Origin of the sequence: Neobacillus sp. SuZ13, from assembly GCF_030123365.1 — a bacterium.
In the GTDB taxonomy this organism is placed as follows: Bacteria; Bacillota; Bacilli; order Bacillales; family Cytobacillaceae; genus Neobacillus.
This window is the reverse complement of record NZ_CP126107.1, coordinates 5,434,530-5,453,097: the sequence shown is the minus strand read 5'-3', so window position 1 is coordinate 5,453,097 and position 18,568 is coordinate 5,434,530. Positions and strand designations below refer to the sequence as shown.

At 44.0% G+C, this 18,568-nt stretch carries 14 protein-coding genes, 19 tRNA genes and 2 rRNA genes; 29 read left to right on the top strand and 6 right to left on the bottom strand.

The features are described from left to right. Positions 1–73 precede the first annotated feature (73 nt). The 21 genes from QNH17_RS26955 (at position 74) to QNH17_RS26855 (ending at position 4,941) form a co-directional block, all read left to right on the top strand. A 23S ribosomal RNA gene (locus QNH17_RS26955) occupies positions 74–3,008 on the top strand. Between the two features lie 76 nt (positions 3,009–3,084). Continuing rightward, a 5S ribosomal RNA gene (rrf, locus tag QNH17_RS26950) occupies positions 3,085–3,201 on the top strand. 37 nt (positions 3,202–3,238) lie between these two features. Continuing rightward, positions 3,239–3,313, top strand: a tRNA-Glu gene (locus tag QNH17_RS26945). A gap of 5 nt (positions 3,314–3,318) precedes the next feature. Then, a tRNA-Val gene (locus tag QNH17_RS26940) sits at positions 3,319–3,394 on the top strand. Positions 3,395–3,415: 21 nt separating this feature from the next. Further along, positions 3,416–3,488: transfer RNA gene (locus tag QNH17_RS26935), tRNA-Thr, on the top strand. A gap of 10 nt (positions 3,489–3,498) precedes the next feature. Next, positions 3,499–3,571: transfer RNA gene (locus QNH17_RS26930), tRNA-Lys, on the top strand. A gap of 16 nt (positions 3,572–3,587) precedes the next feature. Then, positions 3,588–3,662 (top strand) — tRNA-Gly (locus QNH17_RS26925). Between the two features lie 5 nt (positions 3,663–3,667). After that, a tRNA-Leu gene (locus QNH17_RS26920) sits at positions 3,668–3,756 on the top strand. Between the two features lie 22 nt (positions 3,757–3,778). Further along, positions 3,779–3,852 (top strand) — tRNA-Arg (locus tag QNH17_RS26915). 6 nt (positions 3,853–3,858) lie between these two features. Then, positions 3,859–3,935, top strand: a tRNA-Pro gene (locus tag QNH17_RS26910). A gap of 16 nt (positions 3,936–3,951) precedes the next feature. Continuing rightward, positions 3,952–4,024 (top strand) — tRNA-Ala (locus QNH17_RS26905). Between the two features lie 8 nt (positions 4,025–4,032). Further along, positions 4,033–4,125, top strand: a tRNA-Ser gene (locus QNH17_RS26900). Positions 4,126–4,148: 23 nt separating this feature from the next. Then, a tRNA-Met gene (locus QNH17_RS26895) sits at positions 4,149–4,222 on the top strand. Between the two features lie 3 nt (positions 4,223–4,225). Then, positions 4,226–4,302, top strand: a tRNA-Asp gene (locus QNH17_RS26890). 45 nt (positions 4,303–4,347) lie between these two features. Continuing rightward, positions 4,348–4,420 (top strand) — tRNA-Phe (locus QNH17_RS26885). Positions 4,421–4,434: 14 nt separating this feature from the next. Continuing rightward, positions 4,435–4,519, top strand: a tRNA-Tyr gene (locus QNH17_RS26880). Between the two features lie 5 nt (positions 4,520–4,524). After that, positions 4,525–4,600: transfer RNA gene (locus tag QNH17_RS26875), tRNA-His, on the top strand. A gap of 16 nt (positions 4,601–4,616) precedes the next feature. Then, a tRNA-Cys gene (locus QNH17_RS26870) sits at positions 4,617–4,690 on the top strand. 11 nt (positions 4,691–4,701) lie between these two features. Continuing rightward, positions 4,702–4,775 (top strand) — tRNA-Gly (locus QNH17_RS26865). 4 nt (positions 4,776–4,779) lie between these two features. Then, positions 4,780–4,856 (top strand) — tRNA-Ile (locus tag QNH17_RS26860). A 10-nt stretch (positions 4,857–4,866) separates the two neighbouring features. After that, positions 4,867–4,941, top strand: a tRNA-Asn gene (locus QNH17_RS26855). A gap of 202 nt (positions 4,942–5,143) precedes the next feature. Here the strand turns inward: QNH17_RS26855 and QNH17_RS26850 are convergent. The 6 genes from QNH17_RS26850 to QNH17_RS26825 all read right to left on the bottom strand — a co-directional run bounded on the left by QNH17_RS26850 (position 5,144) and on the right by QNH17_RS26825 (position 10,080). Then, positions 5,144–5,908, bottom strand: coding sequence for a sulfite exporter TauE/SafE family protein (locus QNH17_RS26850; RefSeq protein ID WP_283876383.1), 765 nt, complete (start codon positions 5,906–5,908; stop codon positions 5,144–5,146). 219 nt (positions 5,909–6,127) lie between these two features. Then, on the bottom strand, positions 6,128–6,391 hold the full coding sequence (locus QNH17_RS26845) for a hypothetical protein (protein WP_349632553.1): 264 nt from the start codon (positions 6,389–6,391) through the stop codon (positions 6,128–6,130). A gap of 175 nt (positions 6,392–6,566) precedes the next feature. Then, the gene (locus QNH17_RS26840; RefSeq protein WP_283876382.1) at positions 6,567–7,571 is read right to left on the bottom strand and encodes a peptidoglycan recognition protein family protein; all 1,005 of its coding nucleotides are present in this window, start codon (positions 7,569–7,571) and stop codon (positions 6,567–6,569) included. A 106-nt stretch (positions 7,572–7,677) separates the two neighbouring features. Next, positions 7,678–8,166 (bottom strand): hypothetical protein, encoded by a 489-nt coding sequence (locus QNH17_RS26835; protein WP_283876379.1) that lies wholly within the window; start codon positions 8,164–8,166, stop codon positions 7,678–7,680. A 349-nt stretch (positions 8,167–8,515) separates the two neighbouring features. Beyond that, positions 8,516–8,998, bottom strand: a complete 483-nt coding sequence (locus QNH17_RS26830) for a sigma-70 family RNA polymerase sigma factor (protein ID WP_283876377.1) — start codon at positions 8,996–8,998, stop codon at positions 8,516–8,518. A 275-nt stretch (positions 8,999–9,273) separates the two neighbouring features. After that, a complete protein-coding gene (locus QNH17_RS26825; RefSeq protein WP_283876374.1) occupies positions 9,274–10,080 on the bottom strand; it encodes an alpha/beta hydrolase family protein in 807 nt (268 codons plus the stop codon). A gap of 221 nt (positions 10,081–10,301) precedes the next feature. Here QNH17_RS26825 and QNH17_RS26820 point away from each other — a divergent pair, with 221 nt between their 5' ends. From QNH17_RS26820 to QNH17_RS26785, 8 genes are all read left to right on the top strand, one after another. Beyond that, positions 10,302–10,931: an FMN-dependent NADH-azoreductase gene (locus tag QNH17_RS26820; protein WP_283876372.1), complete on the top strand. Its 630-nt coding sequence runs from the start codon at positions 10,302–10,304 to the stop codon at positions 10,929–10,931. A gap of 451 nt (positions 10,932–11,382) precedes the next feature. Continuing rightward, positions 11,383–11,712, top strand: a complete 330-nt coding sequence (locus tag QNH17_RS26815; protein ID WP_283876371.1) for a DUF3870 domain-containing protein — start codon at positions 11,383–11,385, stop codon at positions 11,710–11,712. Between the two features lie 190 nt (positions 11,713–11,902). Beyond that, a complete protein-coding gene (locus tag QNH17_RS26810; RefSeq protein ID WP_283876367.1) occupies positions 11,903–12,559 on the top strand; it encodes a CoA transferase subunit A in 657 nt (218 codons plus the stop codon). Position 12,560: 1 nt separating this feature from the next. Beyond that, a complete protein-coding gene (locus QNH17_RS26805) occupies positions 12,561–13,223 on the top strand; it encodes a 3-oxoacid CoA-transferase subunit B (protein ID WP_283876364.1) in 663 nt (220 codons plus the stop codon). Beyond that, positions 13,223–14,413: a thiolase family protein gene (locus tag QNH17_RS26800; protein ID WP_283876361.1), complete on the top strand. Its 1,191-nt coding sequence runs from the start codon at positions 13,223–13,225 to the stop codon at positions 14,411–14,413. The genes QNH17_RS26805 and QNH17_RS26800 overlap by 1 nt, the downstream gene beginning before the upstream one ends. After that, complete coding sequence (locus QNH17_RS26795; protein WP_283876359.1) at positions 14,401–15,786, top strand: aminotransferase family protein; 1,386 nt, start codon at positions 14,401–14,403, stop codon at positions 15,784–15,786. Before QNH17_RS26800 ends, QNH17_RS26795 begins: the two co-directional genes overlap by 13 nt. Continuing rightward, entirely contained in the window at positions 15,770–17,065 is a 1,296-nt protein-coding gene (locus QNH17_RS26790; RefSeq protein ID WP_283876358.1) for an aspartate aminotransferase family protein, read from the top strand. The genes QNH17_RS26795 and QNH17_RS26790 overlap by 17 nt, the downstream gene beginning before the upstream one ends. Positions 17,066–17,106: 41 nt before the next feature. After that, positions 17,107–18,567: an aldehyde dehydrogenase family protein gene (locus QNH17_RS26785; protein WP_283876357.1), complete on the top strand. Its 1,461-nt coding sequence runs from the start codon at positions 17,107–17,109 to the stop codon at positions 18,565–18,567. Position 18,568: the final 1 nt, after the last annotated feature.

Genomic DNA, 18,568 nt, shown 5'->3' with positions numbered 1-18,568 from the left:
GAAGCAAAGTAAACATCGAGTAATCGCCATTTTAGTTTTTCTCTCTTATTTAGTAAGAGTTATAAACCTTTTAGGTTAAGTTAGAAAGGGCGCACGGTGAATGCCTTGGCACTAGGAGCCGATGAAGGACGGGACTAACACCGATATGCTTCGGGGAGCTGTAAGTAAGCTTTGATCCGGAGATTTCCGAATGGGGGAACCCACTGTTCGTAATGGAACAGTATCTTTACCTGAATACATAGGGTATTGATGGCATACCCGGGGAACTGAAACATCTAAGTACCCGGAGGAAGAGAAAGCAAACGCGATTCCCTGAGTAGCGGCGAGCGAAACGGGACATAGCCCAAACCAAGAGGCTTGCCTCTTGGGGTTGTAGGACACTCAACATGGAGTTACAAAGGAACGGGGTAGATGAAGCGACCTGGAAAGGTCCGTCAGAGAAGGTAAAAACCCTGTAGTCGAAACTTCGTTCCCTCCTGAGTGGATCCTGAGTACGGCCGGACACGTGAAATCCGGTCGGAAGCAGGGAGGACCATCTCCCAAGGCTAAATACTCCCTAGTGACCGATAGTGAACCAGTACCGTGAGGGAAAGGTGAAAAGCACCCCGGAAGGGGAGTGAAATAGTTCCTGAAACCGTGTGCCTACAAGTAGTCAGAGCCCGTTCATGGGTGATGGCGTGCCTTTTGTAGAATGAACCGGCGAGTTACGATCCCATGCAAGGTTAAGTTGAAGAGACGGAGCCGCAGCGAAAGCGAGTCTGAATAGGGCGTATGAGTATGTGGTCGTAGACCCGAAACCAGGTGATCTACCCATGTCCAGGGTGAAGTCCAGGTAACACTGGATGGAGGCCCGAACCCACGCACGTTGAAAAGTGCGGGGATGAGGTGTGGGTAGCGGAGAAATTCCAATCGAACTTGGAGATAGCTGGTTCTCTCCGAAATAGCTTTAGGGCTAGCCTCACGTAGTAAGAGTCTTGGAGGTAGAGCACTGTTTGGACTAGGGGCCCTCATCGGGTTACCGAATTCAGACAAACTCCGAATGCCAAAGACTTATCCGTGGGAGTCAGACTGCGAGTGATAAGATCCGTAGTCAAAAGGGAAACAGCCCAGACCACCAGCTAAGGTCCCAAAGTATACGTTAAGTGGAAAAGGATGTGGAGTTGCTTAGACAACCAGGATGTTGGCTTAGAAGCAGCCACCATTTAAAGAGTGCGTAATAGCTCACTGGTCGAGTGACTCTGCGCCGAAAATGTACCGGGGCTAAACGTATCACCGAAGCTGTGGATTGACATCTTTGATGTCAGTGGTAGGAGAGCGTTCTAAGGGCGTTGAAGCTAGACCGTAAGGACTGGTGGAGCGCTTAGAAGTGAGAATGCCGGTATGAGTAGCGAAAGATGAGTGAGAATCTCATCCACCGAATGCCTAAGGTTTCCTGAGGAAGGCTCGTCCGCTCAGGGTTAGTCGGGACCTAAGCCGAGGCCGAAAGGCGTAGGCGATGGATAACAGGTTGATATTCCTGTACCACCTCTTTATCGTTTGAGCAATGGGGGGACGCAGGAGGATAGGGTAAGCGCGCTGTTGGATATGCGCGTCTAAGCAGTTAGGCTGAGAGGTAGGCAAATCCGCCTCTCGTGAAGGCTGAGCTGTGATAGCGAGGGAAATTTAGTACCGAAGTTCCTGATTCCACACTGCCAAGAAAAGCCTCTAGCGAGATAAAAGGTGCCCGTACCGCAAACCGACACAGGTAGGCGAGGAGAGAATCCTAAGGTGAGCGAGAGAACTCTCGTTAAGGAACTCGGCAAAATGACCCCGTAACTTCGGGAGAAGGGGTGCTTTTTGAGGTGAATAGCCTCGAAGAGCCGCAGTGAATAGGCCCAGGCGACTGTTTAGCAAAAACACAGGTCTCTGCGAAGCCGCAAGGCGAAGTATAGGGGCTGACGCCTGCCCGGTGCTGGAAGGTTAAGAGGAGGGGTTAGCGCAAGCGAAGCTCTGAATCGAAGCCCCAGTAAACGGCGGCCGTAACTATAACGGTCCTAAGGTAGCGAAATTCCTTGTCGGGTAAGTTCCGACCCGCACGAAAGGCGTAACGATCTGGGCACTGTCTCAACGAGAGACTCGGTGAAATTATAGTACCTGTGAAGATGCAGGTTACCCGCGACAGGACGGAAAGACCCCGTGGAGCTTTACTGTAGCCTGATATTGAATTTTGGTACAGCTTGTACAGGATAGGTAGGAGCCTGAGAAGCCGGAGCGCTAGCTTCGGTGGAGGCGTCGGTGGGATACTACCCTGGCTGTATTGAAATTCTAACCCGCACCCCTGATCGGGGTGGGAGACAGTGTCAGGTGGGCAGTTTGACTGGGGCGGTCGCCTCCTAAAAAGTAACGGAGGCGCCCAAAGGTTCCCTCAGAATGGTTGGAAATCATTCGCAGAGTGTAAAGGCACAAGGGAGCTTGACTGCGAGACCTACAAGTCGAGCAGGGACGAAAGTCGGGCTTAGTGATCCGGTGGTTCCGCATGGAAGGGCCATCGCTCAACGGATAAAAGCTACCCCGGGGATAACAGGCTTATCTCCCCCAAGAGTCCACATCGACGGGGAGGTTTGGCACCTCGATGTCGGCTCATCGCATCCTGGGGCTGTAGTCGGTCCCAAGGGTTGGGCTGTTCGCCCATTAAAGCGGTACGCGAGCTGGGTTCAGAACGTCGTGAGACAGTTCGGTCCCTATCCGTCGTGGGCGCAGGAAATTTGAGAGGAGCTGTCCTTAGTACGAGAGGACCGGGATGGACGCACCGCTGGTGTACCAGTTGTTCTGCCAAGAGCATCGCTGGGTAGCTATGTGCGGACGGGATAAGTGCTGAAAGCATCTAAGCATGAAGCCCCCCTCAAGATGAGATTTCCCATAGCGCAAGCTAGTAAGAACCCTGAAAGATGATCAGGTTGATAGGTCAGAGGTGGAAGCGTGGTAACATGTGGAGCTGACTGATACTAATCGTTCGAGGACTTAACCATTTTTAAGGTGAACTCAAAGTTTACAAACTTCTTCTGCATTATCTAGTTTTGAGGGAATGAAACCTCAATTAAATAGTCTGGCAGCAATGGCGAGAAGGTCACACCCGTTCCCATACCGAACACGGAAGTTAAGCTTCTCAGCGCCGATGGTAGTTGGGACACGCGTCCCTGTGAGAGTAGGACGTTGCCAGGCAAGCCCTTATGGGTTATTTTTTTCGTCAATATAATCTGGCCCCTTGGTCAAGTGGTTAAGACACCTCCCTTTCACGGAGGTAACACGGGTTCGAATCCCGTAGGGGTCACCATATCTGGAGGATTAGCTCAGCTGGGAGAGCATCTGCCTTACAAGCAGAGGGTCGGCGGTTCGATCCCGTCATCCTCCACCATATTTATCTTTCATAGATTACGCCGGGGTAGCTCAATTGGTAGAGCAACTGACTTGTAATCAGTAGGTTGGGGGTTCAAGTCCTCTCGCCGGCACCTTTAGTACGAGCCATTAGCTCAGTTGGTAGAGCATCTGACTTTTAATCAGAGGGTCGAAGGTTCGAGTCCTTCATGGCTCACTTTTAAAATTAATACGCGGAAGTAGTTCAGTGGTAGAACACCACCTTGCCAAGGTGGGGGTCGCGGGTTCGAATCCCGTCTTCCGCTCCAACAATGCCGGGGTGGCGGAACTGGCAGACGCACAGGACTTAAAATCCTGCGGTAGGTGACTACCGTACCGGTTCGATTCCGGTCCTCGGCACCATTTAAGTTAATTTAATTCATTTGCGCCCTTAGCTCAGCTGGATAGAGTGTTTGACTACGAATCAAAAGGTCGGGAGTTCGAATCTCTCAGGGCGCATTTTTACGGGAAGTAGCTCAGCTTGGTAGAGCACTTGGTTTGGGACCAAGGGGTCGCAGGTTCGAATCCTGTCTTCCCGACCATTCTTTATTTTAATACGGGGTCTTAGCTCAGCTGGGAGAGCGCCTGCTTTGCACGCAGGAGGTCAGGGGTTCGATCCCCCTAGACTCCACTTTATTCGGAGGAATACCCAAGTTTGGCTGAAGGGATCGGTCTTGAAAACCGACAGGCGGGTCATACCGCGCGGGGGTTCGAATCCCTCTTCCTCCTCCATATTTATCACCATATTTTATTGTCGCGGGGTGGAGCAGTCCGGTAGCTCGTCGGGCTCATAACCCGAAGGTCGCAGGTTCAAATCCTGTCCCCGCAATTTGGTCCGGTAGTTCAGTTGGTTAGAATGCCTGCCTGTCACGCAGGAGGTCGCGGGTTCGAGTCCCGTCCGGACCGCCATTTTTATCCCAGTAGTTAACCTACTGTTTTTTATACATATTTTTAGGCTCAGTAGCTCAGTCGGTAGAGCAAAGGACTGAAAATCCTTGTGTCGGCGGTTCGATTCCGTCCTGAGCCATTTTTTATTTATATGGAGGGGTAGCGAAGTGGCTAAACGCGGCGGACTGTAAATCCGCTCCCTCAGGGTTCGGCGGTTCGAATCCGTCCCCCTCCACCATTATGGCGGTTGTGGCGAAGTGGTTAACGCATCGGATTGTGGTTCCGACATTCGTGGGTTCGATTCCCATCAGCCGCCCCATTAATTTTACTAGTTAGGCAGCATAGCCAAGTGGTAAGGCCGAGGTCTGCAAAACCTCTATCCCCGGTTCAAATCCGGGTGTTGCCTCCAAATTTTAAAATGCGGGTGTAGTTTAGTGGTAAAACCTCAGCCTTCCAAGCTGATGTTGTGAGTTCGATTCTCATCACCCGCTCCAAATTGGGCCTATAGCTCAGCTGGTTAGAGCGCACGCCTGATAAGCGTGAGGTCGATGGTTCGAGTCCATTTAGGCCCACCATATTGTTTATTCCGCAGTAGCTCAGTGGTAGAGCTATCGGCTGTTAACCGATCGGTCGTAGGTTCGAGTCCTACCTGCGGAGCCATTTTTTAAACTAATCGATATTCACTTAATAATAACTGCCTTTAAAAAAGTAACCATTTTTTGAAGGTGGTTTTTTTATTTTTACATGGACCTTGGGGACGGTTCGGACTTCTCTAGGAAACATTAGAAGGCATCATAATAATAATAGATATTTAGGTTCATATAAAAAAGTCAGCATATATGCTGACTTTTTTTATGCAAAATTAGATTAACTTCAGTCCACTTACAAAGATTAGTACAGCAACAACGGTTCGCAGCGGTCTCGTTGGAACCTTTGCAGAAATGCTGCTGCCAATCAATACTCCCGGAATGGAGCCCATAAGTAAATTACCCACAAGCATATAGTTAACATTACCATAACCGATATGAAGCATCCCTGCTACTGTAACCAAGAGAAACGCGTGAGTAATATCGGTACCAACCATCTCTGATGTCTTCATTCGATAAAGGTAGATCATTGCCACAGCAAATAAAGAACCTGACCCTAAAGAAGTGAGTCCGACGATAAATCCAAAAACGCAGCCAATTAAGATTGTTAGCATCTTCTTTTCACTTAAAGGTTTTAATTGCCAGCGATTAGGTCTTAATTTTTTTTCTACAAACGTTCTGATAATGATAGCTAGTGAAACAAATATCAGTATATAACCGAGGGAATGCCTAATAATCTGTTCTTGATTGTGGTAATATGCTTCAAAATAGTGAAGGGAACCAATTGCAATGACTGCACTAGGAATACTTCCCATTGCTAAATACTTTACCATCTGAAGATTAACTGTTTTTTGTCGCCAATGTTGAACAAGTCCGAATAGCTTTGTGATTGAATTATAAACAAGGTCTGTACCTACAGCAATTGAAGGATTAACCCCTATTAAAATTAGCACTGGAGTTAGGAGTGCTGCTCCGCCTACACCCGTCAATCCTACCAAAAAACCTACAAGTAAACCCATCAATGTAATCCCTATACTCATAATCCGCACGCCCTAACAATTCCTAGTATTTATATAGGATTATATACATTTATTCGCATCTTGTAAATAACAAACTAATTATTAGATTCAGATAATTGGAGGATTACTTTATAGAAAAATAACAAGGTGATTGATACAAAACAAAAAACCATGCTGTTTAATCAGCATGGTTTTTAATAGTTTTGTATATTCCCCTTTATAAACCTATGGGGAGATTGCTTAAGAAAATCCTCCGCCCATGATTAGAGCCACTCCTAATAAAATGACTAAGAGTAAGACAACATAACCGATTATACTAATAATCGTAATAATCCAACCAAGCACTTTTCGATTTGTTTTAATTAAGTAAATCCCTAAGGCAATCGCACCAAAAAAGAAACCGAGAATTCCCCAAAGGACGGGGCTTTTACCATGCTTACGAGAATCAATAATTAAATAAATGGTGATGACTACGTTTAAAAGTAATCCAAATGTACCTTCCAAAATACACTCTCCTTATCCTGTTCAAAATTTTATACTAAGAATAAATTATACCAGAAAAATTTAACTAGATTGGATAATTTTATTAAAGGAATAAGCCCAAAAGGTGGGTGTTTTGGTTCGGGAAGAGGAGCAGGGAAGGGTTCACACAACTGCACAAGAGAACCCTCCCAGTGGCTTAACGCATCGATGCTAAGATTTCTTGCATTTTTTGTGTTACGAGCGGGTAAAAATTGTTTTTTGCGTCTGTGGTGGAATTTCCGCCGAAGAATCCAGTACCTGGACACGTTTTAACTGCATGTCCTTCACTGTAATCTAACACTCGTTCTCCTGAATTAATATCCCACCAATGATGATAGGTGATCGTGTCAACAGAAGGGGTTAATCCGTATTTCAACATAAGTAGTGCCGCAACTGTAACAATTGTTTCTTTTTGTTCGGCTGTCATATGTTCTGCATCAAAGTTTCCAACGTTTTCAATGGCGATTGCATCTGCTTCGATTGCGTGCATTGCTTCTTTATTTAGTAATCCGAATGAACCTTCAGGCGCTTTGTTAAAAGATCTGCCTACTACCACGGTTCCATCCGGAAAGGTGGTTAATTGTTGACTGATCTCACTCCATTTCATCCCCGATATATGATACTCCTCCATCCCCTTCATCAATGCGAAATGATTCGACCCATTGAATTGCTGATAAGAGGGTTGATAGGTGTGATGTTGTTGAATTTTGCCCACTTTTCTAGTGAATTTGTGGTTAAAAATCCAATCTTTAAATTCCTCTCGATTCATCCTTATGAACTTTCCATCCATGGTCAGTTGCTGAGGAGGAATTTTTAATTTTTGCCCTACATAAATCTGATCGGAGGAGAGTCCATTCGTAGTAGCTATCAAAGAAACGGTTGAATTAAAGGCTTGTGAGAGTTTCCAAAGTGTATCGCCTCCAACTACTTCATACATGATCGGAACCCTTAGTTTTTGACCAACAAGGATTAAATCCGATTGTAATCCGTTGATTAGTTTTAGGTCTGAGGCAGTTGTCCCATAGGTTTTAGCAATTTTCCATAAATAATCGCCCGATTTCACCTCATATAGATTTCGTGGATTATTAGCTGCAAGTGCCGATGATAAATTAATTTGCAGAAGGAAGAACAAACTAAAGAGAAGTACAGATCGTTTTTTCATGGATGAATTCCTTTCATGATGTGGTCAAGAGCTACCTTAATAGTGTGTAAAACACCGATTAATTTATTCAGTGTGGAATGACCACATATGTAACAAAAAAAACAGACTAGTACCTGCCTGTTTTTTGGTGGTTATGGAATTTCTCTGTAGAATCGCGAGAAATAAATAACTGGTAGATGTAGCTAACAAGTGCAAAAGAAGTAGAGATGAAAAAAATATGTTTTGGCTTAAAATTTACTAATTTGTACATCTTTAGTTTTTGAGCCAACCAAGTGAAAGGGAAGGATAGGAAGGAATCCATCAATACATTAATCAAAGCAAAGAGGCCAAATTTTCCGAATGTCATCCGAAAAATCCAAATCGTTCCAACAAAGTATGGTCCTAATATAAAGCTAAGGTCATTGAATGCTTTAGTTTTGAGTCCGCCTTTTATAGTCCACCATTTAAATGGGATCGATAAAAAGCTTACGATTAGTACCAAAAATGAAGCAAATGTTGCCACAGGCGTATACTTTTTTAACTCATCTTTCGGCATAAAAGGAACGGTTAACCAAGGAATTAAGAGAAGCCCTAGTCTAAGAAAAGTTGCAAGCATTTGTTATCACCCTACCTGTTTTTTTATATGTTGCTTATTTAAGGAAGTTGTATACACTTTTTCTTCATAAAAATGGTTATTCACCATGAAGGAATTTTGTAGAATAGTGGAATATTTCCTGCGAAATTTTCAAGCGGGGTTTGACATGATTCACGCAAGTACGGCTTTGGAAATTTATTTAATTCAAGACTTGTGCCTGTTTCATCAAACGTTTGACTTGTATAGCCTATATGTTAATTAGTCGAATGAGTGTCAGTTTATGTAAGGACAAACCCAAAAAGGTTTGTCCTTGGTCAGACGACCGACTCAAAGTAAAATTTTAAAGACAGTAAGTTAATAACTGGTCTCGCTAATCCCTAATTAACTTTTTCACTTTTTCCCGAGCCCCGCTGCGCCAACTTTTCACTGCTGATAGGGACACCTTTTCTAGTTCGGCGATTTCTTTGATCGATAGTTGATCAAAGACGGTGTACAGGAGCCATTTCTTTTGGTTCGGTGTCAGCATTTCACAGTAGGATAGCAGGATTTCTTTCTGTAATGGCTCATCAGAATCGGAATCTTCTACTAGGTCCCAAAATGGCTCATCTAGGTGTACATTTCGTTCATAATCTTGGTGTGATTTTTTCAATTCCATGAGGAGGCAGCCTTTGATGTAGGTGTAGGCATAGTTGGTGAAGCTTCCTTTGTTAGGTTCGAAGCGTTGACTTGCTTCCCAAAGGGCAATGAGACTGTGTTGATAGAATTCGTCATGGTTTTTGTATAGGTGGAGCGAGTTCATGATCTTGTGGAGCATGGGTTCGTACTGGTCAACTAATTGTTCAAAGCTTTCCAAGGGTGATTCCTTTCAGAAAGCGCGCTTTTCATGTATTCCCGGGTACCTTTACCATAACGGGAAATCAGGTTCCTATCGAATCGACATTATTCAAATTTGGAGCGGTTTTTGGGCTAAAAGAAGGTATTTTTGCTCGCAAATTTTATTTTTGGAGGGGATTTTTGCAGTTTTAGACGATTTTGGGGTGAATTGCATTTCTCAGAATGGTGTCCATTTGTTCTTCAACGATCTAAAAAGGCGGTCCCAATTGGAATCGCCTTTTTTAGATACGTTTTTTAAGATAGGGCCTCGTTTAACCAGTTGTGAAGTGTGAGTGCGATTTCTTTGCGTTTATCGACATAATTATGGTCTGTTTCAAAAACTTCACATTGAAGATATTTTGCGCCATCTTTTTCAAGGATGTTCACGAGCGGGTCATGAAAATATAATTTTGGTAGTTCCTTATCAAAAACAGCTGCAGTTAAGAGAAGCTTTCGATCCTTAAGCAGAGGGGAGAGTAAAAAGGTATTCCATTCATGCTTATGGATACGGACTTCTTCTATAATCGACTCTACAGAAGCACCATTTAGGAAAAAGATACCCTCCTGTAAAACTTCCCTTATTTGAGCCTCGAAGGATGGGTCTTGCTCGAGCATTTGTACAAATAAACCAAAGTTGGCTCCTGAAAGGGAAGCAACGGCTTTGATTGATGGCTCTAAAGAGGCTGCCTTCAGTGCTAAAAAGCCGCCGAAACTGTGTCCCACTAACGCAATTCGTTCGATATCAATTCTATTTTCCTTGGCAATTTCCGTTTGTTTGATGTACTGAAGCGCTGCACGAACATCTTCTAACGAATGGGTAAATGAAAAGCTGCCTTGACTTCCCCAGGCGCCGCGATAATTAATAACCAGGACATTCCAGCCTTGCCGTTGAAGCTCGGAAGCCGTATCAAGATTCATCATAACCCCAGGAAAACCATGCAATAGTACCACCGTGGCATGCGGGCCTACCCCCTCCGCAATATACATTCGTCCAATGATAAGATCTTCTCCACTTGGAATTTTCAACAGATTTAACATGCTTGGATTTTCATTTCTTATCAATTCCATCCCTCAATCTATAGGAAATTTTAGAAACTATGTACATTTTAAACTATCATGAACAATATCGCGAACGAATCAACTCTTCAGAAATGCTCCTTACAAAGTCAATCCCCAAATTTTCCTCCATTGTCAGTATCAATTGTTTGACGAATGTCTTATATTAATATATTATGAGTTCGAGATAACAAAACTAAAGATATCGGAAAAGGAGATTTTAATAGATGAACATATTAGTAGTAAAAGCAAACAACCGTCCAGCTTCTGAGGCTGTTTCTAGTAAAATGTATGAAACATTCATGGAGAATCTTGAAGGCGTTAATGTAACAACTTATGATGTATTTGCAGAGGATATGCCTTACTTTGGCCAAGATCTATTCAATGCTTTCGGTAAATTACAATCTGGTGTAGAGTTAACTGATGTTGAGCAACGTATTATAGCTGCGAAACAAAAAGCAATGGATGCTCTTTCTGCAGCAGATGTTGTTGTATTTGCATTCCCGCTATGGAACTTAACTATCCCAGCAAAATTGCATACATTTTTTGATTATGTAGCTGGAGCAGGTTTCACTTTCAAATACACTGAAGCTGGTGTAGTCGGCTTGATGTCTGACAAAAAGGCTGTGATCCTAACTGCACGCGGCGGTATTTACTCAACACCTGAAGCAGCTCCAATGGAGATGGCAGCTACTTATATTAAAAATATGGTAGGCGGCTTATTCGGAATGCAAATCGTCGATGAAGTAATTATTGAAGGTCATAATGCAGCGCCAGACAAGGCAGAGACGATTATTGCCGAAGGTCTTGCAAAAGTGGCTAAGGTAGCAAAGAGTTTTTCAGGAGTGACTGCCTAAGTCAAAAAAATAGATTATAATTTTTGCTCTTTCCATTTTATCGGAAAGAGCTTTTTGCAGTTAAGGTGCAAAAAAATAAGGAAAGTGCCAAAAGATTTGGCATATTGTTTCCAAAAAAGGTTAGCAAAATAGCGTTTTTAATTTTGGTACAGAAATTGCAAGTTTATAAGTTGAAAATAGTGATAAGCAAGTTCGTATATTTTTTAGGAGATGAAAGGAGTGAATCCTGAAAAAGCAAAAGTAGCAGAGGAAGCAACTTTTCTAGAAGGATTTTAACAGGCAAGGGAGAAAATGTGATAGGTCTAAAAAAATAGTCGTAAGCTCTTTTTTGATACTGAAAGCGCTTCAACATTTTCGAAAATTTAAAATATTCACATTGACATTGTTTATTCTGACCCGTATACTCGTGTTAGAAACATGTTCAGTGGGTTTATGAAAGGTGGATAAGGGCATGCAAGCACTGGAAACAGTGATTGTTACAGGATATGCAAAAGCTCCACAGGGAACTTCCATGTATGAAATGTATAAGCATGCGGGAATTGTCCTCGAAGTAGATCTGAAAGATCATAAGATTATCGGAGCTGAATTCACATTCGTAACTGAACTAACAAAAAATTATTTTCAAAAACTGCTGATAGGCTACTGTCTACAAGACGGTGTTGAGCAGTTGATTAAACGAATTCAAAGTTTTTATTTTGCTCCATCCCAGCAAGCGATCATTGTGGCTCTTCAAGCTGCAGTTCAACGTTACTGGGATAATGTGAAGCAAATTAATACATAACGTTTGGTTATAATAAAGTGGGAGGATGACCTCTTCCCATGGTCTTATTAAAACCGGGCAAACATGAACTCTTTGTAAGGAATGTTCTTTAGAACGACATTCTTTATAGAGATTTATGTTTTGCTCGGTTTTTTATTTTACCGAACTGTTAACATCCACAAAAGTCGATGGAGAGGCAGGGATAAAAAACATGAGCAAGCTGATTACATGCGAAGCAGCTGTAAAAATGGTTAAAAGCGGCTCACGAATTATGGTAGGTGGATTTGGACTTGTTGGAAGTCCGCTTAGTTTAATAGCCGCTTTGGCTCAGTCGGAAGTGAAAGATTTAGAGATTATTAGTAATAACCTTGGTGAACCAGGTAGAGGCCTTGGGGTTTTAGTACGGCAAAAACAAGTGAAAAAAGCGATAGGATCTTATTTTACATCCAACCCGGAGGTGGTTAAATCCTATCAGGAAAAGGAAATGGATGTGGAGCTTCTCCCGCAAGGAACGATGTCTGAAGCTATTCGAGCGGGTGGTGCAGGACTAGGAGGGTTTTATACGCCGGTCAGCGTAGGAACAAAAATCGCCGAAAATAAAGAGGAGCGCATCCTTAACGGTAAAAAATATGTTTTCCAAGAGCCTCTTAAAGCCCACTTCGCTTTCATTAAAGCGAAAAAAGCGGATCAATTAGGAAATCTCATCTACAACAAATCGGCAAGGAACTTCAATCCGATGATGGCAACAGCTGCGGATGTGGTGATTGCAGAGGTGGATGAGATTGTGGAGGTAGGCCAAATTTCTCCTGAAGAAATTGTGACCCCTCATTTATACGTTGATTTTATCGTAGTGAAGGGCGGGAACTAGCTTGAACGTGAAACAATACATTGCTGCACGAGCGGCGAAGGAATTGAAGGATGGCGATATCGTCAATTTAGGCATAGGGATTCCAACGCTGGTGGCTGATTACATTCCATCCGATGTTAAGGTTTTTTTACACTCAGAAAACGGCATCCTTGGTGTAGGTCCTACCCCTGATCCAGAGCATATTGACCAAAATCTTGTCAATGCAGGGAAACTGCCTGTCACAGTATTGGAAGGGTCATCCTTTTTTGATAGTGCTTCCTCTTTTGCGATGATTCGCGGAGGACATGTAAGCGTTTCGATTCTTGGTGTGCTGCAAATCGATGCAATGGGGCGGATCGCCAACTGGGCCGTGCCAGGAAAAAGTGTTCTTGGTGTAGGCGGGGCGATGGATTTATTGGAAGGCTCCAAAAAGGTAATCGTAACAACGATGCATACGTCTAACCAGGGAGAGTCAAAAATCGTCAAAGAATTAACCTATCCGATCACATCGGAGCGAATTGTGGATTTAATTATAACCGATTTAGCAGTTTTCGCTGTAAAGGAAGATGGGCTCCATCTTATTGAGCTGTCACCTGGAGTTTCTCTTGAGGAAGTTCAACAGAAAACGGAAGCACCTTTTCAAATTGCTGAATCTTTCAATAAAGGCAAAGAGGTGACCGCGTAGTGGTTGTAATTGTAAATGCATTTCGGACTGCTATCGGAAGTTTCGGCGGATCATTGGCAGATACGCCTCCAGAAGAGCTTGTATCTCTCATCATGAAAAATAATCTTTCTGCTTCCGGTTATGGCGCCAATATTGTCGATGAAGTCATTGTCGGCCAAACAAAGCAGAGTGCGCATGCACCGAATATTGCAAGAGTCTCAGCATTACAGGCCCATTTTCCAGAATCGATTCCTGCTTATACCGTTCATCGTCAATGCGGTTCGGGTATGCAGGCCGTCATTAACGGGGCGATGTCGATTATGACAGGTCAGGCGGACGTCGTTTTAGCAGGAGGTGTCGAAAGCATGTCACAAGCTCCTCATTATATGATTGGTACTCGATTCGGCCAGAAGATGGGAGATATAACGCTCTATGATTCGAATACGGAGAGTCAGCCAAAATCGCAGCCGGAGGAGATATATGGACGTTTCACGATGGGGCAAACAGCTGAGTGGCTGGCTGAAAAATATAAGATTAGCCGCCGTGAACAAGATGAATTTGCCTTCATGAGTCAGCAGAAAACGAAACGTGCCATTGAAATGGGCCATTTTGAAGAAGAAATCATTCCTGTTCCGGTAAAGGAAGGAAAAAAGGGAATCAGACATTTTGCGGTCGATGAGTACCCAAGATTGACGGACATTGAAAAGTTAGGAACACTGCGTCCTGTGTTTCAAAAGGATGGTACGGTAACAGCCGGAAACTCCTCCGGCAGAAATGATGGGGCCTCGATGCTATTGTTGATGTCTGAAGAAAAAGCCAGACAACTTGGAGTGGTCCCATTGGCCAGGATTCGTTCCTTTGCTGCAGCGGGTGTATCACCAAAAGAAATGGGAATTGGTCCGGTTCCAGCATCCCAAATTGCGTTGAAAAAAGCAGGTCTTCGTTTGGAAGATATCGATTTAATTGAATTAAATGAAGCATTCGCTGCTCAAAGTCTTGCTTGTTTAAAAGAATGGGGCATAAAAGGAGATAACGTAAATGTCAACGGAGGGGCGATTGCCTTAGGCCACCCACTTGGGTGCTCCGGTGCAAGGATCGTCACTACATTATGTCATGAGCTTGAAAAACAAAAACGGCAATATGGCCTTGCGACGATTTGTGTGGCGGGGGGATTAGGATTGGCAATGGTGGTGGAAAGATGGATGGAATAAAAAAAGACTACGTGTTTCATCGGGATTTAAAAAAGGAGTATCCGATTATTACCCACGGTGAAGGTGTCTATCTCATCGATGAGAACGGAAAAAAATATTTGGATGCTTGCTCGGGTGCGGTTGCAGCTAACTTAGGCCATGGGATTACTTCTATAGGGGAGGCCATGGCGGAACAAGCAAAAAAAGCAGCTTTCGTCCATACCATGCGCTTCGAGACGAAAGCATTGCATGAACTGGCTGAAACCATCGGAAAAATGGCCCCAGACCATTTAAATAAAGTGTATTTTACAACCGGAGGCTCAGAAGCAAATGAAAGTGCTTTGAAGCTGGCGCGGCAATATCATCGGGATGCCGGCAGAACCCAAAAACATATGGTGATCGGGCGATGGCAATCATATCACGGGAACACCATCGGTTCTTTATCAGCAGGAGGAGACGTTAAAAGAAGACATGCATACACTCCTAATCTTTTAAACTATGCCCATGTCTATTCTCCGTACTGCCACCGTTGTCCGTACGATCGTCAAAAAGAGGATTGTCTCTCCAAACAAAACTGGACATGTGTGACGGATATTGAAAGAACCATTTTAGAGCTTGGTCCTGAGAACGTGTCGGCATTTATCGCCGAACCGATTGTCGGAAGCCAGCAAGGTGCTGTTCCACCGCCGACGGGGTATTTTGAGAAAGTTCGTGAACTGTGTGATCGTTACGAAATCGTCTTAATTATCGATGAAGTGATGACTGGATTCGGCCGTACGGGTACCAACTTCGCGACAGAACAGATTGGAATCACGCCTGATATCATCACATTCGGAAAAGGGGTATCAGCGGGATATGCGCCGCTTGCCGGAATGATTGTTCATGATCGGTTAATTGACGGGCTCATACAAAACAGCGACGGGAAATTCATTCACGGTTACACCTATAGCGGGCATCCTGTGGCTGTTGCTGCCGGTCTTGCTGCATTGGACGTATATGAGCGAGAGATGGTGCTTGATAACGTCAAAGAACAAAGTTCCTACCTAGTCAAACGTCTTTTGGAACTGAAGCAAAAACATACTTATATATCTGATGTTCGTGGCAGAGGGCTATTAATCGGTTTGGAGCTTGTGAAGGATCGCGGGCAGGATCTGCTGTTCAATCCATCTGAAAAAGCTGCAGAAAGATTGAATGGAATTGCGATGGAACTCGGTGCGGTTTTTTATCCCGGTTCCGGTGCCATTGACGGCACAAAGGGGGAGCACCTCATCATCAGCCCTCCTTTAAATGTTACGAGAACAGATATTGATGAGATGGTAAGAATTTTAGATGAATCATTCACGATATTTAAAGGTCAATTAAGAAAGGATGAGCTATATGAAATTACAAAATAAAACAGAAGATATTCAAAAAAAAGCACAAAAACATTTATCACCGGTTATGACCAGGGTAACGGAGCTTGTCATTGAAAAAGCGCATGGTGCCAAATTTTGGACGACTGACGGAAAGGAATATATCGATTTCGTTTCAGGAGTAGCCGTTAATGCAGTCGGGCATACCCATGGAAAAATGGTAGAAGCCATTAAAAAGCAAGCTGAAGCCTTGATTCATCTTGGATTGAACTATGGTTATTATGAAACGGCAGCGAATTTGGCGGAAAAGCTTGCACATATCACCCCAGGAAACCTAGACACTGTCTTTTTCTCCAATTCGGGAGCTGAGGCTATTGACGGTGCTCTTAAACTAGCAAAAGCGGCCACAGGCAGACCTGCGATTATTGCTTTTGAAGGATCGTTTCATGGCCGTACATTAGGAGCAACTGCCATTACGGCATCAAGCTCTAAATACCGTCGTTATTATGAACCGATTTTAGGCGAGGTGTACCACGTTCCCTATCCGTATCCAGGCCAGCTGAAAAACATTAGAGAAGAAGAAGCGGAAGAGTACTGCTTGAATCAGCTTCAAAAATTATTCGATTTACGAGTGGATCCTTCTCGTGTAGCGGCTATCATCATTGAACCGGTAATGGGGGAAGGCGGCTATTATCCGGCACCGCCAAGCTTTTTGCAAGCTTTAAGAAAAATTACAGAGGAACACGGCATTTTGCTTATCTTTGATGAAGTACAAACAGGATTTGGCCGTACAGGCAAAATGTTCGCGGCAGAGCATGCGAATGTGACTCCTGATATTTTAGTACTGGCAAAAGCCCTTTCCGGCGGCATGCCTCTTGGGGCCATTGTAGCAAGTCGAGAACTTCATGAAAAATGGCCGACGGCCGGTCATGGTTCGACATTTGGAGGAAATCCAGTTTCTTGTGCTGCGGCATTGGCGAACATTGAGGTTATTGAAGAAGAGAAATTAGTAGAACGAAGTGCTAAACTCGGTGCCGAGATTGTCGGCAGGCTTCATAACTCGGTCGGGCATTTACCGGGCATTGTTGAAGTCCGAGGAGTCGGCATGATGATCGGGATTGAATTCGATTCCGAATCTGCTGCTTTATTTGTACCGAAAATTAAATCAAAAGCACTGGAAAATGGCTTGCTCATTATGAACTGCGGTGTAAGCGGACAAACCATCCGATTAATGCTACCTCTTAATATTCAAGAAGATGTGCTTGATAGAGGATTATCGATTTTAGAAGATGTGATAACAGAAACCATCTCAGGAAACTAATTTTGTTACCTCGGATTACCACCAAAAAGGAGGTCAAGTTTATGTCTAGTCAAATCAAAACAGATATTCTTCAGGGAGATCTTTATATCAATGGAAAATGGGTGAGTGCTCCCGATCAGTCCTACTTTGAAAGCATCAATCCGGCAACGGGGGAACTTGTCGGGATATGTGCGGCCGCCACAACGGAGCAAGTGGATGAGGCTGTCACAAAAGCGAATAAAGCCTATTTAAAATGGAAGAACACCCCTATTCCAGAACGAGCGGCTTATTTAACGAAAGCAGCCCAATTGTTTGAAATACGAAAACATGAACTTGCTAGAGTGATGACCATGGAAATGGGCAAAGTGCTGCCTGAGTCTTTAGGCGAAGTGGGAGTGGTCGTCGCGACTGCTCAATATATGGCAGGCGAGGGACGACGCCTCTTTGGAGAAACGGTTCCTGCGGGCTTCCCAGACCGGAATGTAAGAATGGTTCGTGAACCTCTTGGAGTTGCAGCGTGCATTACCCCTTGGAACTTCCCAGTTGCACTTGCTTCCTACAAAATCTTTTCAGCCCTAATTGCTGGTAATACCGTCGTATGGAAGCCTGCTTCAGAGGTTGCGCTATCGGCAAAGATTTTTGTGGAAGTGTTAGACGAAGCAGGATTGCCAGCAGGAGTTGTGAACTTAATTACAGGTTCAGGAAGAACAGTCGGTCAAACACTTGCAGAGCATTCGGATGTAAAAATCATTTCGTTTACGGGCTCAACAGAAGTCGGACAAAAGCTGGCTGAAATGAGCAGTAAAACATTAAAACGTATCTCATTGGAATTGGGTGGGAAAAATGCCGTGATCGTCTTGAAGGATGCGGACTTGGACAAGGCGGCAGACGGAATCGTAAAATCAGCGTTTACAACAACTGGTCAGCGCTGTACAGCGGCAAGTCGAGTAATCGTCGAGCGTCCAGTAAAGGAACTGCTCGTACAAAAAGTAGTAGATTTAACAAAGTCTATGAAAATAGGAAATGGACTTGAGGAAGGGAAACAAGTGGGCCCTCTCGTAAATGAAGACCAGCTTCATACAGTCGAAAAATATGTAAAAACAGCGATTGAAGAAGGTGGAAGAATTGTGTCAGGCGGTCAGCGTGTCAAAGAATTGGGCGGCTATTATTATGAGCCGACCATCATTGAGAATGTGAAACCGAATGATACCATTGCACAGGAAGAAATATTTGGTCCAGTTCTTGCCATCATTGAAGTAGATTCATATGAGGAAGCCATGGAGGTAAATAACGGAACGATTTATGGGCTATCGACTTCCATTTATACTGAGAGCCTTCATTATGCGAACCGTGCGGCAAAGGAAGCGGTAAGCGGACTTGTCTATATAAATAACGGAACGTCCAATGCCGAGATGGGAGTGGCGTTTGGGGGTATGAAGATGTCCGGAAACGGTCACCGTGAAGTTTCCCATCATGCATTTGATGTCATGACTGAGTGGAAGTCCATTTATACGAACTATTAAT